16 protein-coding genes are annotated in these 18,039 nt (G+C 70.4%); 8 read left to right on the plus strand and 8 right to left on the minus strand.

Annotated elements, in window-relative coordinates; translation table 11 throughout:
• Nucleotides 1–61: 61 nt before the first annotated feature.
• The 3 genes from AC060L_RS31895 to AC060L_RS31905 form a co-directional block, all read right to left on the minus strand.
• Nucleotides 62–817 carry a MerR family transcriptional regulator gene (locus AC060L_RS31895; protein ID WP_483802456.1) on the minus strand — a complete coding sequence of 252 codons (756 nt, stop codon included), beginning with the start codon at nt 815–817 and terminating at the stop codon, nt 62–64.
• Nucleotides 818–938: 121 nt separating this feature from the next.
• On the minus strand, nt 939–2,264 hold the full coding sequence (locus tag AC060L_RS31900) for an NtaA/DmoA family FMN-dependent monooxygenase (RefSeq protein ID WP_483802457.1): 1,326 nt from the start codon (nt 2,262–2,264) through the stop codon (nt 939–941).
• Nucleotides 2,265–2,349: 85 nt separating this feature from the next.
• Nucleotides 2,350–3,396 carry an LLM class flavin-dependent oxidoreductase gene (locus AC060L_RS31905; RefSeq protein WP_483802458.1) on the minus strand — a complete coding sequence of 349 codons (1,047 nt, stop codon included), beginning with the start codon at nt 3,394–3,396 and terminating at the stop codon, nt 2,350–2,352.
• A gap of 493 nt (nt 3,397–3,889) precedes the next feature.
• On the opposite strand from AC060L_RS31905, the gene AC060L_RS31910 reads away from it, so the two are divergent.
• Together AC060L_RS31910 and AC060L_RS31915 are read left to right on the plus strand one after the other, a co-directional pair.
• The gene (locus AC060L_RS31910; protein ID WP_483802459.1) at nt 3,890–5,416 is read left to right on the plus strand and encodes an FMN-binding glutamate synthase family protein; all 1,527 of its coding nucleotides are present in this window, start codon (nt 3,890–3,892) and stop codon (nt 5,414–5,416) included.
• A gap of 145 nt (nt 5,417–5,561) precedes the next feature.
• Nucleotides 5,562–6,344: an alpha/beta hydrolase family protein gene (locus AC060L_RS31915; RefSeq protein ID WP_483802460.1), complete on the plus strand. Its 783-nt coding sequence runs from the start codon at nt 5,562–5,564 to the stop codon at nt 6,342–6,344.
• 85 nt (nt 6,345–6,429) lie between these two features.
• On the opposite strand, the gene AC060L_RS31920 is transcribed toward AC060L_RS31915, so the two are convergent.
• Nucleotides 6,430–6,822 carry a peptidase inhibitor family I36 protein gene (locus AC060L_RS31920; RefSeq protein ID WP_483802461.1) on the minus strand — a complete coding sequence of 131 codons (393 nt, stop codon included), beginning with the start codon at nt 6,820–6,822 and terminating at the stop codon, nt 6,430–6,432.
• 169 nt (nt 6,823–6,991) lie between these two features.
• The gene (locus AC060L_RS31925; protein ID WP_483802462.1) at nt 6,992–7,576 is read right to left on the minus strand and encodes a TetR/AcrR family transcriptional regulator; all 585 of its coding nucleotides are present in this window, start codon (nt 7,574–7,576) and stop codon (nt 6,992–6,994) included.
• A 168-nt stretch (nt 7,577–7,744) separates the two neighbouring features.
• Between AC060L_RS31925 and AC060L_RS31930 the strand changes: the two genes are divergently transcribed.
• Entirely contained in the window at nt 7,745–8,707 is a 963-nt protein-coding gene (locus tag AC060L_RS31930; protein ID WP_483802463.1) for an SDR family NAD(P)-dependent oxidoreductase, read from the plus strand.
• A 36-nt stretch (nt 8,708–8,743) separates the two neighbouring features.
• Here the strand turns inward: AC060L_RS31930 and AC060L_RS31935 are convergent, their stop codons facing one another.
• A complete protein-coding gene (locus AC060L_RS31935; protein ID WP_483802464.1) occupies nt 8,744–9,370 on the minus strand; it encodes a hypothetical protein in 627 nt (208 codons plus the stop codon).
• A 140-nt stretch (nt 9,371–9,510) separates the two neighbouring features.
• Between AC060L_RS31935 and AC060L_RS31940 the strand changes: the two genes are divergently transcribed.
• From AC060L_RS31940 to AC060L_RS31950, 3 genes are all read left to right on the plus strand, one after another.
• On the plus strand, nt 9,511–10,302 hold the full coding sequence (locus tag AC060L_RS31940) for a glycerophosphodiester phosphodiesterase family protein (RefSeq protein ID WP_483802465.1): 792 nt from the start codon (nt 9,511–9,513) through the stop codon (nt 10,300–10,302).
• Nucleotides 10,299–11,747 (plus strand): MFS transporter, encoded by a 1,449-nt coding sequence (locus AC060L_RS31945; RefSeq protein ID WP_483802466.1) that lies wholly within the window; start codon nt 10,299–10,301, stop codon nt 11,745–11,747. Before AC060L_RS31940 ends, AC060L_RS31945 begins: the two co-directional genes overlap by 4 nt.
• A gap of 71 nt (nt 11,748–11,818) precedes the next feature.
• The gene (locus tag AC060L_RS31950) at nt 11,819–12,841 is read left to right on the plus strand and encodes a hypothetical protein (protein WP_483802467.1); all 1,023 of its coding nucleotides are present in this window, start codon (nt 11,819–11,821) and stop codon (nt 12,839–12,841) included.
• Between the two features lie 166 nt (nt 12,842–13,007).
• On the opposite strand, the gene AC060L_RS31955 is transcribed toward AC060L_RS31950, so the two are convergent.
• Nucleotides 13,008–13,544: a hypothetical protein gene (locus AC060L_RS31955; protein ID WP_483802468.1), complete on the minus strand. Its 537-nt coding sequence runs from the start codon at nt 13,542–13,544 to the stop codon at nt 13,008–13,010.
• Nucleotides 13,545–13,577: 33 nt separating this feature from the next.
• A complete protein-coding gene (gene mycP, locus AC060L_RS31960; RefSeq protein ID WP_483802469.1) occupies nt 13,578–14,828 on the minus strand; it encodes a type VII secretion-associated serine protease mycosin in 1,251 nt (416 codons plus the stop codon).
• Between the two features lie 459 nt (nt 14,829–15,287).
• Between mycP and AC060L_RS31965 the strand changes: the two genes are divergently transcribed.
• Both AC060L_RS31965 and AC060L_RS31970 read left to right on the plus strand, forming a co-directional pair.
• The gene (locus tag AC060L_RS31965; RefSeq protein ID WP_483802470.1) at nt 15,288–16,442 is read left to right on the plus strand and encodes a hypothetical protein; all 1,155 of its coding nucleotides are present in this window, start codon (nt 15,288–15,290) and stop codon (nt 16,440–16,442) included.
• A 23-nt stretch (nt 16,443–16,465) separates the two neighbouring features.
• A complete protein-coding gene (locus AC060L_RS31970; protein ID WP_483802471.1) occupies nt 16,466–17,764 on the plus strand; it encodes an IS701 family transposase in 1,299 nt (432 codons plus the stop codon).
• The last annotated feature ends 275 nt before the right edge of the window (nt 17,765–18,039 follow it).

Here is an 18,039-nt window from a genome sequence, read left to right on the forward strand (position 1 = left end):
TAGTTTGCGGTGGCCGGCTTGACCGGCGCCGAGCGTGCCCGGGGGAGTGCGGGAGGGGGAGTCACCCGCTCAGGCCCGGGGCCGTCTCCTCCATGAAGAGGTCGAAGCCGTCGAAGGCGGACATGAACGTCTGCGCCGACTCCTCTCCGGAGCTCTCCACCGTCACCCGGAACAGGCTGATGAGCAGGTCCACGACCCCGGCGGTGAGCCCGGCGGACTGCGTCTCGTACTCCGCCCAGGTCAGCTCCGCCGACCCGCCGTCCGGCAGCCGGCGCCCCTGGGACCGCTCGTGGGAGAGACGCGTGACGGAGGTGTGGACCACCTGCCTCGCCATCTCGTCCATGCCGGCCAGCGCCTCGGCTGCGATCAGCAGGGCTCCTGCGGGGTTCACCCCGCACCGGCACAGGTGAAGGATCGCCCGGAGCACCGCGGGCCGGATGATCACCGGGGCTCCCGCGTCGTCGCGTCCGACCAGGCCCCGGGCGTGGAGCGTCGCGAGTGCGGAAGGGTTCTTCCGTTCCATCCCGAGCAGGCACGCGTTCACCCTGGCCACCATCGGATCCGACGGTCCGCGGCCCAGGATCGCGGCGATCGCGACCAGGTTGAAGCCCTGGAGCTGCAAGTCCACGATCTGTTCGAGGCACTGCACGTGCGTTTCGTCGTAGTAGGCGATCCGCGACTTCTTGAGGGGCGGCGGCATGAGCCGTCGTGCCTGGTGCGCCCGGATGTTCCGCTGTGACATGCCGACGAGCTCGGCGAGTTCGTCGATGGTGTACAGAGTGCGGCGATCCTGAGGCTTTCCGAAGACTCCGGTCACAACAACCTCCTCAAGTCGCTTGCGTCCCAGGAGCATCACAGGTTGCGATCTCCGTGCGATCTGCATCCGCGATCTCCACGCGATCTTCGAGCGATCCCCTCGTTGTCGAGGTGGCGGACCGTCAGCGCGTGTGGACCGCCGCGGGTTCGGGCAGGCCGAGATGGCCCCGGAGCGTGCCGGACTCGTACTCCGCGGGGAGCACACCACGGGACTGGAGCTCGGGCACCACGTGGTCCACGAAGTCGTCCAGCCCGCCGGGTGCCTGGTCGGGCACGACGATGTAACCGTCGCAGCCGCCCGCTTCCACGTACTCGATCATCGCGGTCGCGATGTCGGCCGGTGTCCCCGCCAGCGGCTTCGTGTCCGTGGCCACTGCGACGAGCTGCCGGATCGACAGCTTCCTGGACTCCGCGACCTCACGCAGGAACGCCACCCGCTCGGCCTGCCGCCGTGCGTCCGCGCCGGAGGGCCGTCCGGTGATGAACCCGATGCCATCCGGGTCAGGGGCGATGTCGGGCAGCGGGCCGTCCGGGTCGTAGGCGGAGAGGTCGCGCCCCCAGAGCTTCTCCAGGTGGCAGATCGCCATCTGCGGCGTCATGACGTCCAGCCGCCGCAGCCGCGCCAGCTCCTCGGCGTCGGCTCGTGATTGCCCCACCACGTAGGTGATCCCGGGCATGATCTTCAGCTGCTCCGGGGTACGGCCGTGGCGTGCCAGCCTGCCCTTCATGTCGGCGTGGAACTCACGGCCGGCCCGGCCCCTCTTCCTGCTGTAGATGAGCTCCGCGTGGGCGGCGGCGAACTCCCGTCCCTGTTCGGAGTCCCCTGCCTGCATCAGGACCGGCTCGTACCCGTCGGAGGCGGTGGCGGCGGGCCCGTCGGCGTGGAAGTGGCGTCCCTCGTGGTCCGGCAGCCCGCTGCGCGGTGCCCCACTGTCTGCTGCCCCGCCGGCGCTCCACATCGAGCGGCACAGCTGCACGAACTCCTCGGCGCGCTCGTAGCGTTGGGCGTGCGGGAGGAAGCCACCGCGACGGAAGTTCTGCCCCGTCCAGGCGTCCGAGGTCGTCACGGCGTTCCAGCCCACCCGGCCGTCCGAGAGGTGGTTGACGGTGGCGAGCTGGCGCGCGATGTCATAGGGCTCGTTGAACGTGGTGTTGACGGTGGCCACCAGCCCGAGCTTGTCGGTGACAGCCGCGACGGCGGAGATGATCGTCAGCAGATCGTGCCGGCCGGCCACGCCGACCTCGGCCACCTCGCCGTGCCGCTCGGGCAGGCGGAGGTCGTCGGCCAGCAGCAGGTAGTCGAACCGGCCACGCTCGGCGGTCGCGGCCAGGTGGGCGATCGCCGCGAAGTCGATCTGGCTGCCCGGTCGGGCGCCCTGCCACACCGTCGTGGTGGGATTGACCGGGAACAGAACACCCAGATGGAGTCGGCGCCGTCCAGCGTCCACGGTGAGCCACCTTCCTTGCTTCTTGCCTTGCCTCTTGCCTTGCTTTTTGCTTTGTTTCTTGCTTTGTCTCTCGCCCTGTTCCCGGCTACGGGACCAGGCTGTTGGGAGCCCGGTGGGGTAGCCCGAAGCGCTCGCGAAGGCTGCGGCAGCCCTCGCCCCAGGGGACGACCAGGCCGCGCGTCAGCAGCTCGGGAACGGTCTCCTCGACGAAGCGGGGCAGCTCCGTGGTCAGGTCGGCGAAGGCGAGACGGAATCCGTCCGTCCGGCCCGACTGCGCCCGCGCTTCGAGGAAGTCGGCGAATTCGCGGACACTCCCGATTTCGGCCGTGCCGCTCGCCGCCCACGCCCACTGCCCGGCCGGCAGTCCGCGGCAGTCCACGAAGAGGTCCGCGATGATCCTGGTCCCGTCCCTGAGCTTCGGACGGGCGTCGACGACCCGCTCCAGCCGGCCGAAAACCACATCGGCGCCGGCCGCGAGCGACAGATCACGGTCCGAGCCGATCCGCACCGCCGTCACCGGATGCCCCTGCGGCGGCCGCGGGACGAGGCCGGGGCCCTTCACCTGGAAGTACGTTCCCTTGTGGTTCACCTGGCGGATCATGTTCTTGTCCAGGAACCGCCCGGTGGCGGCGTCGCGGATCTCGGCGCCGTCCTCCCAGCTGTCCCAGAGCAGCGTGGCCACCTCGACGAACTCGACGGCCTCCTCGTACAGACCGGCGACGTCCCGGGGGGACCGGGCGCCGAAGAGCCGTGCCTCCTCGGCGCCGGTGGAGACCCGCACGCACCAGCCCGCCCGCCCGGAGCTGACGTGATCCAGCGTGGCCAGCGCCTTTGACACATGGAAGGGTTCGACATGGGTCACGGTCACGGTCGCGATGAGCCCGATCGACGTGGTCTGCGGTGCGACGTACGCGAGGGCCGCCACCGGGTTCAGCCTGCTCTGGCCGACCCCGTGCGAGTGCCGGGCTGACGGGGAGTCGGTCCGGGCCGTGAGGGTCTCGTCCAGCGTGACGAACGCCAGCGATCCGCGCTCCGCCAGCTTCGCGGCCCGCGCGCAGGCGGAGGCGGCGAGCGCCGGCCCTGAGCCGGGCCGCGCGGATTCCGGTTCGCCGATCTCCACACCCAGGAACACGGGGAAACTCCAAAAACTCACATATTTCCGCCTACGGGCAACGCGACACCGTGAATGCGGAGAGAAGAGGCCGATGACATGAAGCGCCACGGTCGGCGCGTCCCTTTATGCATCGTGACCCTAGTAGTGCAGCCGTCCGACAGTCACCAGGAATCAGCCCGATAACGCAGATCGGCAGAAATATCCCGCTCGGGATGACATCGATTCATGCGATACAGGTCGGCCCGGCGTACACCGGATCCCGACGCCAGGCCCGGCCGCAGTCCGCCCGCCCGCACCCCGGCGCGCCCCCGCCGGTTTCACCCGCTGCCGGGCGGGTCACCCTCGACCCGCCCCCCTGACCGCAGGCCGGTCCGCAAGGCCTCCTAATATCATCACGCATTCTTCGACGGACGCTGATGCCCGCTTGGCCGAGTGCCCGCCGTCCAGCGCCCCACATGACACAACGACTCCGCCGCCCGGCGCCGGAGTCGTGCATCGAGGAGGAACGTTCATGCACGCCCGGAGGATCGGCGCGGCCGCCGCGACAGCGGTGGCGGTTCTGGCTGCCCGCGACCTCATCCAGAAGAGGCACGCACTGCTACGGAACTTCCCGGTGGTCGGGCACGCCCGGTACCTGTTGGAGACGATCGGGCCGGAGCTGCGGCAGTACATCGTGACCTCCAACGAGGAGGAGCGCCCGTTCAGTCGTGACCAGCGCACCTGGATCTACGCGTCGGCGAAGGAGCAGAACAACTACTTCGGCTTCGGCACCGAGGTCGACGTCGAGCACGTGCAGGGCCACGCCTACGTGAAGCAGCGCACGTTCGCCGGCGCTCTGCCCGACGCGCACGACCCGCAGGCCCCGCTGCCCTCGGCCAAGGTGCTGGGCGGGCCGCGCGGGCGCGCCAAGGCGTTCCGGCCGGCGAGCGTGGTGAACATCTCGGCGATGAGCTTCGGATCGCTCTCCGGCGCGGCCATCACGGCGCTCAACAAGGGCGCGGCGCTGGCGGGCACGATGCACAACACGGGCGAGGGCGGCCTCTCGCCGTACCACCGCAACGGCGGCGACCTGATCCTCCAGATCGGTACGTCGTACTTCGGCTGCCGCAACGAGGACGGCACCTTCAACCTCGACAAGCTCAAGGACGTCGTCGCCGGCGCCCCGGTCAAGGCGATAGAGATCAAGCTCTCGCAGGGCGCCAAGCCGGGCCTGGGCGGGATGCTGCCGGGCGCGAAGGTGACCGCGGAGATCGCCGCGATCCGCGGCATCCCGGCCGGCGAGGACTGCGCCTCCCCGTCGCGGCACACCGCGTTCAGCGACGTGGACTCGCTGCTCGACTTCGTCGAGCTGCTCGCCACCGAGACCGGTCTGCCGGTCGGCATCAAGAGCGCGGTCGGCGAGATGAGCTTCTGGCAGGAGCTGGCCACGCTGATGGCGCGCGGTGACCGCGGAGTCGACTTCGTGACCATCGACGGCGGCGAGGGCGGCACCGGCGCGGCGCCGCGGATGTTCGCCGACTCGGTCTCGCTGCCGTTCCGGATGGGCTTCTCCCGGGTCTACGGCACCTTCGCCGAGCTGGGGCTGACCGACCAGCTGACCTTCATCGGCTCCGGCAAGCTCGGTCTGCCCGAGAACGCCGCGGTCGCCTTCGCCCTGGGCGTCGACATGATCAACGTCGCCCGTGAGGCGATGCTGTCCATCGGCTGCATCCAGGCGCAGAAGTGCCACACCGACAAGTGCCCCACCGGCATCGCCACCCAGAACCAGTGGCTGGCCCGCGGCCTCGACCCGGCCTCCAAGTCCACCCGGGCCGCCGTCTACCTGCGCACCCTGCGCAGGGAGCTGATCAAGGTCTCGTCGGCCGTCGGCGTCGCCCACCCGGCGCTCATCACGGCCAACGACATCGAGATCATGAACGGCGACTACGAGGCCCGCACCCTGGGCGGCGTCTACGGTTACAAGGACGGCTGGGGCGAGCTCGGCCCGCAGCTCGCCGAGGAGATCACGGCACTCGTCACCGCCAAGCCGGCCCACTGATGCGCCGACGGCGACGAACGCCGCGCCCCGGGCTCCCCACCGCGGAGCCCGGGGCGCGGCGCCGGCCGGTCCCTCCCGGCCCGTCACCCCTTCCGTCCACCTGCTCCTGCCCCACGAGCAGCCAACCTGCCGAGGCGATCACCACATGACCGAAGAAGTGCGATTCAAGAGCGTCGTCGGCCCCGAGCTGGCCGGGTCGATCGACCTGCCGGAGGGGGAGGTCCGGGGCTGGGGAATCTTCGTCCACGGATTCACCCTCGGCAAGGACTCGCCGGCCGCCTCGCGCGTCAGCAAGCAGCTGGCCCGCGAGGGGATCGGGATGCTGCGCTACGACAACCTCGGGATCGGGGACTCCGACGGCGACTGGGGCGACGGCTCCTTCACCATCAAGGTCCAGGACACCGTCCGTGCGGCAGCGCTGATGGCAGAGCGGGGCACCCCGGCGGACCTGCTGGTGGGCCACTCGTGGGGAGGCGCCGCCGCCATCGCCGCGGCGGCCGAGGCACCCGGCGTCCGCGCGGTCGCCACGATCGGGGCGCCCGCCGACCCCAGCCACGTCGAGCGGCAGTACGACGCGGTCATGGACCGCGTGCTCAGCGACGGATCGCACGAGTGGTTCGTCGGCGGGCGGACCCTGGTCCTCAAGCGCGCCTTCGTCGACGACGTCCACCACGCCCGCCTGGGCGACCGGGTGCGCGACCTGCACATGCCGCTGCTCGTCATGCACTCGCCCACCGACAACACCGTCGACATCACCAACGCCGCGGACATCTTCAACGAGGCACGGCACCCGCGGAGCTTCATCTCCCTCGAAGGCGCCGACCATCTCCTCACCGCCCGAGGGCAGGCGCGGCGAGCCGCTCACATCATCAGCGCCTGGGCCGACCAGTACATCGAGAGCCCACGGCTCGGCGCGAAGGGCCGCTGAGCAGCCCCGCCAACACAGGAAAATCGCGGATCGTGACCGTCTGGGGCCACGATCCGCGATTTCCTGTCTGCCGGTACCGCTACCGTCAGTCGAGCATCAGCGAGGAGGCCTGGTCGTTGAACGCGGCCGGCACGTCCGTACAGCGGTCGGGATCGACCGTGAAGGTCGCGCCTTCGAACCCGGGCGCCGAGTAGAGCGTGGCGGGGGTGCCGGTGTGGTTGCACACCGAGCTGACGATCTTGTCGAAGCCGTAGTCGGCGAGCCAGCCGATCTCCTCGTCGGCGAGCAGGACCCGGCCGTTCGCGGCGTTGAGACCGTAGTTCTCGTAGAGGCAGACGAATCCGTCACGGCAGAGACCGGCGCCCTGGCCGGTGATCACGTTGACGGTCTGCGGAGCGGCCGAGACCGACTGGACGGGCAGGACGGCCAGGCCGGCGACCATGGCGGTGCCCAGGACGAAGGAAAGACGACGCTTCAAGGATTGCTCCTCGGTCTGTGGGGGAGGTGCCCCCGACTGTCCACATCATGGACACGCGACCCGGCCGGGCCGTGGAGCCATGAACTCTGCGAACGAACAATCACCGGGATGGACGCCCCCCGCACCGGCGCTGCGGGGGTCCCCGCCCTGGTCGCCGCCGGGGGCTGCGTCAGGCTGCATCCGTGGCGCGGTAGCGGAGGCCGTCCATGAGGAGGTCGAGGAGGCGTCCCATCCGGGCGCGGTGCTCCGGTGCCGCGGCGGCCAGGGAGAGGCCGCTGAGGCTGAACAGGACGTCGTCCGGCTCGGCGTCGGGGCGCAGCACGCCTGCGGTCGTGCCGGCCTGCAGCAGTTCGGCTATCGCGGTGGTCAGCATCGTCCGGCTCTGGGCGAAGGGGTCGCCGCCGGAGGCGATGAGGGTGCGCAGTGCGTCGGCCATGCCGCGCTTGGTGGTCATGTAGTCGATGAAGCCGTCCATCCAGGCGCGCAGCGCCTCGTCCGGCGCCCGGGTCTTCAGGAGTTCGCCGGCGGCGTCGCAGAGCTTCGCCAGCTCGCTGCGGTAGGCCGCCTCCACGAGCTCCTCGCGGGTGGCGAAGTGGCGGTAGAGGGTGCCGATGCCGACGCTGGCCTGCTTGGCGATCGCGTCGAGCGTCACCTCGGGGCCGTCCTGGGAGAAGGCCCGTACGGCCACCTCCAGCAGTCGGTCGCGGTTGCGGCGCGCATCGGCGCGCATCGGCCTGGGGTCGGCGGCTGCCACGGCTGTTCTCTCCATTCTTCCGTCCGGCCTTCTTCCGTCCGGCCTTCTCTTGCCCGGTTGCAAACGGAGCTCCCTCCGCTTAGTCTCGATATACGGAGGGGCCTCCGGTTTCCACTCTACAGGCCCCCCGTGCCCCAGCTTCGGATCCCCAGCCAGACGGGAACGATCATGACTGCCCACACTCCCACCGCACGCATCACCACCCCCTTCGGCGCCGAGTCCACGGCTGCCGAGGTCATCTCGGGCATCGACCTGACCGGCCGTCGCGCCGTCGTCACCGGCGGGGCCTCCGGGATCGGCGTCGAAACCGCACGCGCCCTCGCCTCGGCCGGCGCGCAGGTCACCCTCGCGGTGCGGGACGTCGCCGCAGGGGCCCGCACGGCCGAGGAGATCAGCGCGACCACCGGCAACAAGGAGGTCCACACCGCTCCGCTGGACCTGGCCGACCAGTCCTCCGTCGCGGCGTTCGTGGCCGCCTGGGACGGGCCGCTGCACATCCTCGTCAACAACGCCGGGGTGATGGCCTCGCCGGAACTGCGCACGCCGCAGGGCTGGGAGCTCCAGTTCGCCACCAACCACCTGGGGCACTTCGCCCTGGCCACCGGACTGCACGGAGCGCTCGCCCGGGCGGGCGGCGCGCGCGTCGTGGCCGTCAGCTCCAGCGCCCACCACCGCTCGCCGGTCGTCTTCGAGGACATCCACTTCCGCGAGCGCCCGTACGAGCCCTGGTCCGCCTACGGCCAGTCCAAGACCGCCAACGTGCTGTTCGCGGTGGAGGCCGCCAAGCGCTGGGCCGCGGACCGGATCGCCGTCAACGCCCTGATGCCCGGCGGGATCCGCACCAACCTCCAGCGCTACGTCTCCGAGGAGGAGCTCGCCCGGCTGCGCGCCCAGGCCGCCGGCGCCGCAGAGCTGAAGTGGAAGACGACCGAGCAGGGCGCCGCGACCTCCGTGCTGCTCGCGGCCTCCCCCCTGGTGGAGGGCGTCAGCGGACGGTACTTCGAGGACTGCAACGAGGCCGTCCGCGGCGAGCTCGGCGCACGCACCGGCGTTGCGGAGTACGCCCTCGACCCCGAGGCCGCCGCGCTGCTCTGGCAGGTGTCGCAGAACATGCTGGCCTCGCGCGACTGACCGTCCGCCGCAGCTCCCGGGCGAGCTCCGGCGAGCTCAGAGGACCAGCCTGCGGCCCTCCTCGAAGAACGCCAGCACGCCGTCCACACCGCCGAGTTCACCGATCGGGGCGGCCGCCCCGAACGGCGCGTTCCAGTACGCACCCTCCTGCCGGGTGTGCGGGCCGACGTAGGCGTACGGCTGCGCCAGGAAGTCGTCGCCGGGGGAGACCCCGTAGTTCACCGCGGCCACGGTGACGGCGATGTCGAAGTGCTCGGGCCAGATGACCGGCTCCGTCCCGGGAAACGCCCGGCGCAGCGCGGCGTCGCCGACCGCGAAGGCCTGCGCGATCAGGTGCGCCGACTCCGGGTCGGCCTCGATCATGTCATCGGGGGCGACGCCGGACCCGCCCGGATAGAGGCCTTCGGGCGCACCCGGCACCACCCCGATCGCGGCCCCCAGCGCGGCGCAGCTGGTCCACTCCAGGAAGAGACGCTGTCCGGGCACCACCAGGTCCGCGCCGACGACCTGCACGTTCGGCTCGGCCGCGGCCAGGGTGGCGAAGCCGCCGAGGGAGGCGCGCAGCCTGATCGTGCCGCCGGCGCGGAACTGCGGTCCCGCCATCACCAGTTCCGCGACGGCGTGCAGCGCGCGGCGGGTGCGTACGAGCGATTCGATGTCCATGGCTGCATGGTCCCGCACCGCTCACCTGCTCACCTGCTCGCCACGAAGGGCGCTACAGTTCCTCGTCACGCGCTGAGCCCCACGTCACGCCCTCGGCACGGCCACGTCACCCCCACTCGCAAGAACGTCGGAGCCCGAGAATGCACCCCTTCCTCGACCACCGGGGGCCGCTGGCCTTCGCCCACCGGGGAGGTGAGCTCGGCCACCCCGAGAACTCGCTCGCCGCGTTCTCGGCTGCGGTCGCACTCGGCTACCGCTACCTGGAGACGGACGTGCACGTCACCGCCGACGGCGTGCTGGTGGCCTTCCACGACTCCCGCCTCGACCGGGTCACCGACCGCGCCGGAGCCGTCGCCGAGCTGCCCTGGAGCACGGTCGGCGAGGCCCGGATCGGCGGCACCGAGCCCATCCCGCTGCTGGAGGACCTGCTCGGCGCGTTCCCCGAGGCCCGTTTCAACATCGACGTCAAGGCGGCCCCGGCCGTCCAGCCGCTGATCGAGGCGATCCGCCGCACCGGCGCGTGGGACCGGGTCTGCGTCGGCGGGTTCTCCGACACGCGGCTCGCGGCCGTCCGCGCCGCCGCCGGTCCCCGGCTGGCCACCTCGCTCGGCCCGCGCGAGGTGGCACGGCTGCGGCTGCGCTCGCTGGCCGGGCCGCTGCTCCCGGGCCGAGGGGCGCCGTGGGCCGGGCTGTGCGCGCAGGTTCCGGAGCGCCACCGGGGCGTGCGGGTGGTCGACCGGGCCTTCGTACGCGCCGCGCACCGCCTCGGCCTGCAGGTCCACGTCTGGACTGTGGACAACCCCACACGGATCAGGGCTCTCCTCGACCTGGGTGTGGATGGCATCATGGCCGATCGCATCGACGTCCTGCGGGACGTCCTCGAGGAGCGCGGCTGCTGGAACGACGGCAGCACAGTGATAGGAAACGCATGAGCACCGCGACCCACCCGCCGGACCAGCCGCCCGCCGACCCGCCGGCGCAGCCGTCCACCCACCCGGCGGCCGCCACCGACACCCGCGCCCTGCGCCGGATGCAGTTCGGCTGGTACATCAACGACTGGGCCAACGCCGCCTTCTCGGCCACGGTGCTGACGGTGTTCCTCGGGCCGTACCTCACCACCATCGCCAAGAACGCCGCCGACCCGGCCGGCAACATCCACCCGCTGGGCCTCTCGGTGCGCGCCGGGTCGTTCTTCCCGTACACCGTCTCGCTCTCCGTGCTGGTCTCGGTCGCGGTGATGCTGCTGGTCGGCACCATCGCCGACCGCACCGGGCGGCACAAGGAGCTGATGTGCGGCTTCGCGTACGTCGGCGCGGTCGCCACCATGGCGATGTTCTTCCTCGGCGGAAGCCGCTACCTGCTCGGCGCCGGACTGCTGGTGATCGCCAACATCGCGTACGCGGTGTCGGTCGCGCTCTCCTACGCCTTCCTCCCGGGCCTGGCGAGCCCCGACGAGCGTGACGCGGTCTCCTCCAAGGGCTGGGCCTACGGCTACGCGGGCGGCGGACTGCTGCTGATCGCCAACCTGGCGCTGTTCGAGGGCCACGACGCGCTCGGCCTGTCCTCCGGCACGGCGGTGCGGATCTGCCTGGCCTCGGCCGGTCTGTGGTGGGCGCTGTTCACGCTCGTCCCGCTGACCCGGCTGCCCTCCCGCGCCGGCGTGGCCCCCACCCCCACCCCGACCCGCACCGCGCCCGACCCCGAGGCCGTCCCCGGGTCCGCCGCCGAGCCCGCCCCCGGGAGCCTGCGCGAACTCGGCCGCACCCTGCGCGGCATGCGCCGCTACCCGCTCACCCTGCTCTTCCTGGCCGCCTTCCTCTGCTACAACGACGGCATCCAGACCGTGGTCTCCCAGGCCTCCCTCTACGGCAGCCAGGAACTCGGCATGGGCCAGACCACGCTGGTCGCCGCCGTGCTGATGGTCCAGATCGTGGCGATCGGCGGCGCGCTGCTGCTGGGCCGCATCGCCCGCCGCTACGGCGCCAAGCGGACCGTGCTCGGCTCCCTGGTCGGCTGGGTGATCACCCTCGCCCTCGGCTACCTCATGCCCGCCCACCAGCCGGCCTGGTTCTTCGCCCTGGCCTGCATGATCGGCCTGGTGCTCGGCGGCAGCCAGGCGCTCTCCCGTTCGCTGTTCTCCCACCTCATCCCGGCCGGCCGGGAGGCCGAGTACTTCAGCGTCTACAAGATCAGCGACCGCGGCACCAGCTGGATGGGACCGCTGGTCTTCGGCCTCGCCTACCAGGTCACCGGCAGTTACCGCTCGGCGATCATCTCGCTGCTGGTGTTCTTCGTCATCGGCTTCGCCGTCCTGGCCAAGGTCCCCGTCCGCCGCGCCATCGAGGCCGTCGGCAACCCGGTCCCCGAGCGCCTCTGACGGACCGCGTCCGACCAGGTCGGGTGAGCGCCGTGCGGTAGGGTCCGCCGACGAGACGGACGGGGGACACCATGAACGCTCCACAGGAATGGCACTCACCTGGGCTTCCGCAGCTGACGGGGGCTCAGCGCAGGGAGCTCGCCGAGGTCGGGTTCGACCTCGGCCGGCTCTACGGGCTGAGCCGCAGCAAGTACGGCGTCGCACAGATCCGCAGCGTCCTGCTCTGCTTCACCGACTGCTACCCGGGCGAGGCGCCCGGCATCGCGGACGTGGCCCGGGTGGGCGAGGCCTGGCGGATCGCGAGCCACCGGCCCGGCCCGGTGCTGCGCGCGCAGCTGAAGCAACGCGGCCTCGGCCACCTGGACCCGGACAACGGGCTGACGCGCTCGGCGCTCGGCGACAGCAAGCCGCTGGAGGGCCGGGAGCGGATACCGCTGCGCCCGCGCACGCGGCGGCGGGTGGTGCTGGGCTGGGCCGTGGTGCTGCTGGTGGTCGTGATCCAGGCACTGCTGGGCTTCCTGGACCTGGGCATCGGGATCGTGCTGGGCGGGATCGGGCTGGTCACCGCCTGGTTCCTGGCGGTGCGTCGGCTGGTCTACGGCAGGCGACCCGCACCGCGCCCGGTCAAGGTGGCATACGTGCTGGGCGCCCTCGCGCTCTGCTACGCGACCGCGGCCACCGGCGCGGTGGCGGTGATGGCACTGGGCACCCACGGGACGGTGCACATCGCCTACGAGGACACCGAGACCGGCAGCCACGGCACCCGCTACCGCCAGTGCTACCTCGACCTGCCCGGCGGCGACACCGAACCACTGCGCACCGTCGGCCCCTGCCCGGGCCCGGCCGGCGCCCCGGTCAGCGCGTACTACATGCCCGGCGTCGACTCGCCGCTGCGCCCGGTCCTGGCCGACTCGGCCTCCCTGCAGCACGCCGGCCTGCTGTGGGGCATCCCCACGGCCCTCGGCCTCGGCCTCCTCGGCTACGCGGCCACCGCCAGCAGCCGAGGCCTGGACCGACCGGTCCCCGGCCCCCACACCCGCCCCCGCCCGAAGCCACTCGGCCGCGCCACCCCCAAGGGCGGCCCGCGGCATTAGCGGGCTGACCTGTGCGAACGGGGATTCCGGCACGCACAAGCTCGTTCCCGACCCTGTCCGTCACGCGGTAGCCACCGGCTCAGCCTGTGGCGGTCAGCGGTCAGCGGTCAGCGGTCAGCGGTCAGCGGTCGGCGGTCGGCGGTCGGCGGCGGAGTGCGTTTGGGCGTCAGCTGTGCCCCGGAGTTGGGCGGTGAAGAGTCTCCACCTGTTGCTGGACGCTTGCGGTGGCTTGGTCTGTGGTCAGGAGGGTGACGCCGGGAGGTGGTGTGGTGAGGGAGGAGTTCACGGCGGTGAACCGGGCTGCGGGGTCAGCCTTGGCAAGGGTGGGGATGGCTTGGCCGAAGCTGGGGCCGATGGTGACGATGAGGTCACAGCGTTGGCTGATGAGGCCGGAGAGGTACGGCTGAGCCTGCTCGGCGCTGGTGACGGGTTGGATGACCTGTTGGACATTGGTTCCGCTCTGGGTGCCTGCGGTTTGCATGGCGGTCCAGATCTTGGTCACCTCGTCGCTCTTGCCGGCTGTGCTGGTGTCGGTGGCGAGGCATGCGGTGGCGCGGCCTGAGAAGTCGTTGGCGATGACTTTCGGGGGAGTGGGCGTGTGGTGAGCGGGCTGGAGCAGGATCACCGCTGTGATGGCGGCTGCGATGCCCGCGCACAGGCCGGTGGCGTAGCTTGCGCGGCGGCGGAGTGGGCTGACAGGCATGGGCTGCTTCCTTGGCTCAGGTGGTGGGTGGTCTCAGCGCGGGCGGTTGCCGGCTCGGGTCTTGGGCCGGGCGCTCTTTGCGGAGCTGGCTCGGGCCTTGGTGGGCGATTGCTCGCGTTTGCCCTTGGGCGCCTGCGGCTGTGCGTTCTTCTTCGGCGAGAAGGTCGGTGAGGTGCCGGCCTGCCGACGACGTCGGACAAACACAATGAGTGCGCCCACCAGAACCACAGCACCGAGGATGGCCGCGGCAACGGTCAAAGTACTGATGCTCCCAGTCGCGTCCACCGCCACGGCGTCAGAGTGGAGCAGAGGGTTGTCCGGGCTTCCGGGGACCGCGGTGGTGGTGAGGGCGGCGAGTGGGTCGAGTTCGCCGTAGCCCAGGCGGGGGTCGGGGTGCGTGTGGTGCTGGCTGGTGGTGGCGATGAGGCGCCGGATCACCTGGCCGGCCGTCAGGTGCGGTTCGTGGGAGCGGACGAGCGCGGCAGCCGCGGAAACGTACGCGGCCGCATAGCTGGTGCCATCGGCGTGAACGTACTGCTCTTGGTCGTTGGTGGAGTAGATGTCGGCCGCAGGCGCGGCAACGGTGACACCACGGCCGGACTCGCTGGGTGCCCAGAACCCGCCTGACTCATCGACACCGGAGACGGAGACGACACCGGGGAAGGCCGCCGGGTACATCGGGGCGTTACTGCCGGCTCCGTCGTTCCCGGCTGCGGCGACGAGCACGACGTCCTTGTGCAGCGCGTAGGTGACGGCTTGCCGCAAGACCGGATCGGGGTCGGGACTGCCCACCGAGGCATTGATGACCTGCGCCCCGTGGTCAGTAGCCCAGACGATTCCCTGGGCAATGGTGGAGGCGGACACCTGGCCACCGACGGAGATCCGGACGGGCAGGATCTTCGCCGCCGGGGCGAGGCCGAACATCCCGTCCGCGGGTGACGGCCCACCCGTGGCAGCGATGATCCCGGCGATGGCGGTGCCGTGGGAATCGCTGGATGTGTCGCTCCGCCCGTCCACGCCGTCGCCCAGGAGACTGGTGCCGGGCAGGACCTGGCCGGCGAGGTCCGGGTGAGCCGCGGAGACACCGCTGTCGATGATCGCGACCGTCACCCCGCCGCCGCGGGAGATCGCCCAGATTTTGTCGGCTTGAAAGTGATGGCCGTCCAGGGGCCATTCGCTGTCGCGCACCGGATCGGCGCAGGCCGATGGCGCCGCAAGCCACAACGTGGCGAGCACCAGGAATGCGGCCGCATATCGAATCGGCCCTATGCCTCTTTCGGGCATGTGAAAAGTCCTCGCTCATCGCCGGGTCGCACTTCGTCAGGTTGCCCCCTGTATTTCCGCATCCTGACGGTCCGACAGCTTGAGATAGCGATCGTACCCAGTGCGTCGGGATTTCGTGGCGGAAAGAGCCTGCCGCCATGCGCGAGGTTCTCCGACTCTCCGTCCTTACGCAGTAGGCAGAGTTTCGAGAAGATCATTCGCGGAGCAATGCACGCGGATTGGTAGGAATTGGATGGTCCGGTTGTGCTGAGCCCTGGACGGCACCATTCGACGAAGGGTAGAAGTTCCTGGCCTGCCCTGATTGGGTCGGGCTGTTTGGTCTGTACTCGTGGGGGGTCAGCCGTGCACCGCTCGTTGTCCAACTCGTCTGCCATTCGCGCCCGAAAGGCTTCGGGCGCGATCATGCGCTTGGTGGCGTGGGCCATGTGCCGCGTTCTGCCCGCCAGAGGTGGGCGGACCGTGCTGCGTTGGACGGCGATGTTGGTCGGTCTGGCACTGCTGCAGGTCACGGTGACGCAGCCCGCCAGTGCCTTCACGCTGTTACAGGCATCCAAGACCGCAGCCCAGCCGGCTCCGACCTCTCCCGAGCAGCTGAGCGGAACGGCAGAAGGGCGCGGCCACCAGGTGCCCGCCTCGAGCACATCCCGTGACCCTGCCGGTGTGGCGGGCGCGCATCAGCCGGGGGCCGGCGAACTTCCGGCGGCGAAGGACACGCCCCCGAACAGTCCCAGTCGGCAGTCCACCGACGCTCGACAGGTGGAGCCGGTGAAGCCGACAACTCCACCAGCCTCTCTTCAGGTTCGACCGCACACCAAGTCCGATCCACAAACAGTGAAGAACGCCAGGACCTCCGAGCAGAGCGACGGCCCGAGCGGCGCCGGTGATGCTGCCCAGTCGGGGATTCCGGGTCCTGCCGCCGACGGGCCGGAGGACATCGGCGCTCGGACGGCGTCGACCTCGACGTTCCTCAATGACGACGGCACCAAGACGATGCGTGTCTACCCACGTCCGGTGCACTTCCAGAAGCCGGACGGCACCTGGGCGAACATCGACACCGACTTCGCCGCGGGCGCTGATGGCCGTTGGTCCGAGGCAGCCAACAACCAGAGCGCTTCTTTCGCGGCCGGCGCGAATGACCCGGCGCTCATCACCTGGCAGGTGGACGCCGATCACCAGGTCTCCTACGGGCTTCAGGGAGCTGCACCGGTCAAGGCGACGGCTCAGGGAGACACGCTGACCTATGCCTCTGCCGAGCCCTCGGCAGATGTTGAGTACAACGGGCTCGCCGTCGGGGTCAAGGAGACGCTGGTTCTGCACGATGCCTCGGCTCCGGCGACCTGGGTCTTCCCACTGCGCCTCACGGGTTTGACGGCCGGTCTGAGTGCCTCGGGTGACGTCCAGTTCAAGGACGGTGCGGGCGCGGTCCGGGTGACCATGCCGCGTGGGTTCATGGAGGACGCCGCCAAGGACGCGCACTCCGGCCTGGGCGCGATGTCGAACGGGTTGACCTACCAGTTGACGACCGTCAACGGTCAGCCCGCGCTGCAGATGACGTTGGACTCGGCGTGGTTGCATGACGCCAAGTACTACAGCCTCAGATCATGTGACCGCTGATCGTTCCTGTCGTTGGAGTAGTCATGCTGGCTGATGTGACGCAGGAACAGGTCGAGGGGTGGGCTGAGGAGCTCGCGGTACTGACGGGAGAGCTCGGGCATCTGTTCGCCCGGCCGGAGCCGCGCGAGGTCTTCGCGGACCTGATCGAGGGCCTACTGTCCGGCCTGGGGCGCAAAAACGGCTGGACGATCTCGGAACGCGCAGGTCATGCCACCCCGCACCGAATCCAGAAGTTCCTGGGTGAGGCGTCATGGGACGCCGAGGCCCTGCTGGCCGAGCTACGAGTCTATGTAGCTGGGCAGTTGGGTGACCCGCGCTCCACGCTGGTCCTGGATGACACCCAAGCCCAGAAGAAGGGGAGCAAGTCGGTGGGCGTGGCCCACCAGCACTGCGGCGTGACGGGGGACGTACGCAACTGCCAAGTGATGGTGATGCTCACCTACGCTTCCCCGCTGGGGCACACCTTCATCGACCGGCGCCTGTACCTGCCCGAGTCCTGGACCGGGGATCGGGAGCGGTGCCGCGAGGCCGGCGTCCCCGACGAGGTCGCCTTCGCCACCAAGCCCCAGCTGGCGACCGCGATGCTGGAACGCGCCCTGGCGGACGGGGTGTTGTTCTCCTGGGTCGTGGCCGACTCCGGCTACGGCCGCGACCCGCACCTGCGCGCGTATCTCCACCAGACACGGCTGCCCTACGTGCTGGCGGTCGCGGTGGACCTGCCCCTGGACGGGCCGCCGGGCAAGCCGCGCCAGCCGGCGGTGAAGCGCGCAGACCATCTCCTGCACTACGCCAAGTCCCGCGACCAGTGGGAACGCCGCTCCTGCGGGGAAGGCTCGAAGGGACAGCGGTACTACGACTGGACCGCGTTCCAGGTGGCGGTCACCGGTCAGGACCCGGCCGAGGGCTTCAAACACTGGCTGCTGATCCGCCGCACCACAGCGAAGAAGAAACTGGGTGGCGGCCGGTTCGACTACGAGTACGCCTACTTCCTGGCCCATGCCCCCGTGGGCACCCCGACCGCCGAGATGATCCTCCAGGCCGGCGTGCGCTGGCAGATCGAGGAGGACAACGAGCAGGGCAAACAGCTCACCGGACTGGACCAGTACCAGGTCCGCAAGTGGACGTCCTGGCACCGCCACGTCACCTGCTCGATGCTCGCCCTGGCCTTCCTGACCGTCCAGCGTGCCCACCACCGCGCCCCGACGACGGAGCCGGATCCCGTCGGACCAGAACCGGCCCGGGACACCGGAGCCCCGATCCCCAGCCAGCGGGAAACGACGGGAAAAGCCCAGGTCACCAGGGACAGGAGTACACCCGCCTGACCCCACCCGCGCCAGCCGCCGACACTCCCGACGCGAACCTGCCGCTGATCCGCCTCACCGTCGCCGCCTTGGCCGCACTGCTCGCGGTCACCGTCCTGACGACCCACCACGCAGATGCCTACCACCTCCAGCAGCACCAGTGGCGTGCCGAACACCAGACCAGAGCCACTGTCAGCCACTACGACCGACGCGACGACCCACTCCCCGCAAGACTCCGCGCCTGGCGACGAAACGAACCGACTCGATCACAACTTCAAGATCTGAGGCTGTAGTAC

It is taken from the genome of Kitasatospora sp. NEAU-69, assembly GCF_057158765.1.

Bases quoted from the DNA above. Each gene is read 5' to 3' on its own strand.
- AC060L_RS31910 (WP_483802459.1), top strand. From the start codon at position 3,890: ATGCACGCCCGGAGGATCGGCGCGGCCGCCGCGACAGCGGTGGCGGTT.
- AC060L_RS31915 (WP_483802460.1), top strand. From the start codon at position 5,562: ATGACCGAAGAAGTGCGATTCAAGAGCGTCGTCGGCCCCGAGCTGGCC.
- AC060L_RS31930 (WP_483802463.1), top strand. From the start codon at position 7,745: ATGACTGCCCACACTCCCACCGCACGCATCACCACCCCCTTCGGCGCC.
- AC060L_RS31935 (WP_483802464.1), bottom strand. From the start codon at position 9,370: ATGGACATCGAATCGCTCGTACGCACCCGCCGCGCGCTGCACGCCGTC.
- AC060L_RS31940 (WP_483802465.1), top strand. From the start codon at position 9,511: ATGCACCCCTTCCTCGACCACCGGGGGCCGCTGGCCTTCGCCCACCGG.
- AC060L_RS31945 (WP_483802466.1), top strand. From the start codon at position 10,299: ATGAGCACCGCGACCCACCCGCCGGACCAGCCGCCCGCCGACCCGCCG.
- AC060L_RS31950 (WP_483802467.1), top strand. From the start codon at position 11,819: ATGAACGCTCCACAGGAATGGCACTCACCTGGGCTTCCGCAGCTGACG.
- AC060L_RS31955 (WP_483802468.1), bottom strand. From the start codon at position 13,544: ATGCCTGTCAGCCCACTCCGCCGCCGCGCAAGCTACGCCACCGGCCTG.
- mycP (WP_483802469.1), bottom strand. From the start codon at position 14,828: ATGCCCGAAAGAGGCATAGGGCCGATTCGATATGCGGCCGCATTCCTG.
- AC060L_RS31970 (WP_483802471.1), top strand. From the start codon at position 16,466: ATGCTGGCTGATGTGACGCAGGAACAGGTCGAGGGGTGGGCTGAGGAG.